The sequence below is a fragment of the Polaromonas sp. P1_G2 genome, from assembly GCF_056405515.1.
The window spans coordinates 1-3,626 of the sequence record NZ_JBFUBY010000353.1 but is presented as its reverse complement, the minus strand read 5'-3'; the positions used below and the strand labels follow the sequence as shown (position 1 = coordinate 3,626).

The window sequence follows — 3,626 nt, the reverse complement described above, 5'->3', positions numbered from 1 at the left end:
GGCCAGGCCGGCGTTGAAAAACAGCGCCCCAAGTTTCAAAATTTGCGCTGGAAAACCCTGATCACAACGCCGGCGTCACCAAACCGCAATAATGATGGGCTCGCTGGAGATTTCACCATGGCACATGTACTGGCAAAGCTCAAAGGGGCACCCCTCACCGCCGTCAAACAACAGCTTGAACACGATGCCGCGGAGCATGCGGAGCACGGCATGTACCTCGAGCACTTGTGGCAGAACGCGGAAAACCGGGACGAGGTGTTGTTCCTGTTTCAAGTCAAAGACCTGGACCATTGCCGGCAGCGCATGCGCCAAGTGCATGCCAAGGCCCTTGCCGAACACCCGGACGCACCCTTGCCCGAGATGACTTTTCTGGATGGTTTTTAAAGACCTGTGTTTTTATCCTTGAACACCTTTGACTGACATGACACAACGCCCGGCAAATATTCACAGCCGCTACCACGCCCACCTCTATTTCGGCCCCGACACCGTCGAACAGGCGCGCGCGCTGGCCACCCGGGCCGGTGAGCTGTTCCATGTCGGCGTGGGCCGCGTGCATGAGCGTGAGGTCGGGCCGCATCCGCGCTGGAGTTGCCAGCTGTCGTTTGACAGCGCGGAGTTCGAACGCATCATTCCCTGGCTGGAGAGCGAGCGCAAAGGCCTGGACGTGTTTGTGCATGGGCTCACGGGCGATGACCTGGCGGACCACACCACACACGCTTCGTGGCTGGGCGAGCCGGCGGAACTGAAGCTGGAAATGTTCAGGCGCTGAATTTTCGCGCCGGCCGTTTCAGCGGCTGAACAAACGCCGGAAGCGCCCGGGCGCGAGGAGCGCGGGCGCGGATTCCACCCAGCGGTACAGCGCCTGCCCCGCGAGCAATGACAGCGCGAACGCCAGCAGCATGCCCAGCACATTCGCGGCCAGTTGCGTGGGCCAGAAATGGCTGACGACCGCATTGGCCAGCAGGCAGACCGGGAAGTGGATCAGGAACACCGAATACGAGATGCGGCCCAAATGCAGCAGCGGGCGCTGCCGCAACCCGCGCAGCAGCCAGTGGCTTGGCGCAAGGCCCGCCAGCCACACCAGGCCGAAGGCGCTTGCCAGGGCCACCACGATCCTGCCCCTGAAATCCAGCGCCAGGGCCAGCGCGCCCAGCACCGCCATGGCGGCCAGCCAGTATCCGCGTTGCGCACCTGCCGCGCGCGAGGCCCAGAAGGCCAGCATGCCCAGCGCGTAGGCGCCGAAAAAATACAGGGCGGTGATGTCAAAAAGCGGGTTCCGGTTGAACACCCCCAATGAGAGCAGCGCGATCAACAGCACAGCCATGGCCCCCGCCGATACCCCCGATAACGCCGTGCTCATACGCAGCGGCCGCGCGGCGGCAAACACCAGCACGGCCATTGCATAGAGCTGCAAGTCCATCGCCACATACCAGACACCGGCCGACAGCGACTCCTGGCCCAGCACATCCTGCAGTAGCAAGCCATGGGCCAGCAACTGGAACAGCGTGGGCGCCGCTGGCACCGAGGGATGGTCGAACCAGGGCCTGAGCAGCGCGGCCACCAGCACGCTGACGGCGAGCGCGGCCAGGTAGGGTTTGACGAGCCGCGCATAGCGGCGAAAGATCAGGTGGCCTGGCGCCTCGAACACGGCGACGCCCTGCGGCGCGAGCGAGGCGGCGGCCAGGAAACCCGCCGCGACCAGGAAGAACTGCACCGCCATGCGTCCGTAGCCGTAAAGCCAGTCCATGAGGCCGGGCGCGGACGAATACACCACGTCCGACATGGGCCCGTAAAAAGCCAGGTGGTGCCAGACGATCAGCACGCAGGCCAGGCCTTTGAGGGCGTCAAGGCCCTGAAGGCGCTGGGGCGTGGTCATGGATTCGCGTGGCCAGGTTCAAGCGCAGACGCGCTGGCGCGCGTCAAGGTATTCGCGCTTGAGTTGCTCCACAAAGGCGGCGGCGCTTTGCACCTTGCTGACGGCGCCTATGCCCTGGCCGCAGCCCCAGATGTCTTTCCAGGCCTTGGACTTGCTGCCTTCACCGCCGCCGAAGTTCATGGTCTTGACGTCGCCCTCGGGCAGGTTCTCGGGGTCCATGCCGGCCGCGCGTATCGAGGGCGCGAGGTAGTTGCCGTGCACGCCCGTGAACAGGCTGCTGTAAACGATGTCGTCGGAATTGCCGTCGACGATGGCCTGCTTGTAGGCGTCGGTGGCGCGCGCTTCATCGGTGGCGATAAAGGCCGAGCCTATGTAGGCGAAGTCGGCGCCCATGGCCTGCGCGGCCAGCACCGCGCCGCCGGTGGAGATGGCACCCGACAGCGCCAGCGGGCCGTCGAACCACTSGCGGATTTCCTGGATCAGCGCGAAGGGGCTTTTGACGCCCGCATGGCCGCCCGCGCCGGCGGCCACGGCGACCAGGCCGTCGGCGCCTTTTTCAATCGCCTTGCGCGCGAACTTGTTGTTGATGATGTCGTGCAGCACCACACCGCCGTAGCTGTGCGCGGCGGCGTTGATGTCTTCGCGCGCGCCCAGGCTGGTGATGTAGATGGGCACCTTGTACTTCACGCACATTTCCATGTCGTGCTCCAGCCTGTCGTTGGACTTGTGCACGATCTGGTTGATGGCGAAAGGCGCGGCCGGCTTGCCGGGGTTGGCCTTGTTGTGGGCGGCCAGCGCCTCGGTGATCTCAGCCAGCCATTCGTCAAGCTGCGACGCCGGGCGCGCATTGAGCGCGGGCATGGCGCCGACCACACCGGCCTTGCACTGCGCGATGACCAGCTTGGGATTGCTGATGATGAAGAGCGGCGAGCCGATGATGGGCAGGGGCAGCTGGTTCAATGCGCCGGGCAGTCTGGACATGGTGGCTCCGAAGTTCAGGGATTCAGGAAAACACGCTGCCCACGCGGGGGCAGCTGGAGATGAAAAACCGTGCAGGCCGTGCCGCCTCAGAACGCTTCCAGCGCCAGCGCGGTCACGCTGTCGGCGCCTTCAACGATGCTGTCGCGCAGGCCGGGGGCTTTGGTCAGCAGGTGGTCGGCGTAAAAACGCGCGGTCGTGATCTTGGCCTGCATGAAGGCCACGTCCACGCCTTGCGCGATCTGCTCTTGCGCGACCAGCAGCGAACGCGCCATCTGCCAGCCAGCGACCACGTTACCCGCGAGCATGAGGTAAGGCACGCTGCCGGCGAACACAGCGTTGGGGCTGGCTTTGGTGTTGCCGGCGACAAAGTCGACCACGTCGATGAAAGCTTCACGCGCGGCCTTCAGGCGCTTGGCCACGGCCAGCGCATCGGCGCTGCCCTGCTTCACGAGTTCTTTTTCAGTGGCGGCTATCTGGCCGGCGATCGCCTTGGCGGTCTGGCCGCCATCGCGCGAGGTCTTGCGGCCTATCAGGTCGTTGGCCTGGATGGCGGTSGTGCCTTCRTAGATGGTCAGGATCTTCGCGTCGCGGTAGTACTGGGCCGCACCGGTCTCTTCGATGAAGCCCATGCCGCCGTGCACCTGTACGCCCAGCGACGTGACTTCCAGGCTCATCTCGGTGCTGTAGCCCTTGACCAGCGGCACCATGAATTCGTAAAACGCCTGGTTCTGCTTGCGCACCTCGGCATCGGGGTGGTGATGCGTTGCGT

The 3,626-nt window shown here is 64.6% G+C and carries 5 protein-coding genes; 2 read left to right on the top strand and 3 right to left on the bottom strand.

The features are described 5' to 3' along the window. Together AC1D0P_RS23355 and AC1D0P_RS23350 are read left to right on the top strand one after the other, a co-directional pair. Positions 1 to 384 (top strand): hypothetical protein (locus tag AC1D0P_RS23355; protein WP_477678922.1); only part of this gene is annotated, 384 nt, incomplete at its 5' end. Between the two features lie 37 nt (positions 385 to 421). Beyond that, positions 422 to 769, top strand: coding sequence for a DOPA 4,5-dioxygenase family protein (locus tag AC1D0P_RS23350; protein ID WP_477678921.1), 348 nt, complete (start codon positions 422 to 424; stop codon positions 767 to 769). An 18-nt stretch (positions 770 to 787) separates the two neighbouring features. Here the strand turns inward: AC1D0P_RS23350 and AC1D0P_RS23345 are convergent, their stop codons facing one another. From AC1D0P_RS23345 to AC1D0P_RS23335, 3 genes are all read right to left on the bottom strand, one after another. Further along, positions 788 to 1,876, bottom strand: coding sequence for an acyltransferase family protein (locus AC1D0P_RS23345; RefSeq protein ID WP_477678920.1), 1,089 nt, complete (start codon positions 1,874 to 1,876; stop codon positions 788 to 790). An 18-nt stretch (positions 1,877 to 1,894) separates the two neighbouring features. After that, positions 1,895 to 2,857 (bottom strand): NAD(P)H-dependent flavin oxidoreductase, encoded by a 963-nt coding sequence (locus AC1D0P_RS23340; protein WP_477678919.1) that lies wholly within the window; start codon positions 2,855 to 2,857, stop codon positions 1,895 to 1,897. Positions 2,858 to 2,943: 86 nt separating this feature from the next. Further along, positions 2,944 to 3,626, bottom strand: a 683-nt coding sequence (locus AC1D0P_RS23335; protein WP_477678918.1) for an acyl-CoA dehydrogenase C-terminal domain-containing protein, incomplete at its 5' end; no start/stop codon positions are given.

Coding starts and splice junctions, on each gene's coding strand:
- AC1D0P_RS23345 (WP_477678920.1), bottom strand. CDS start 1,876: ATGACCACGCCCCAGCGCCTTCAGGGCCTTGACGCCCTCAAAGGCCTG.
- AC1D0P_RS23350 (WP_477678921.1), top strand. CDS start 422: ATGACACAACGCCCGGCAAATATTCACAGCCGCTACCACGCCCACCTC.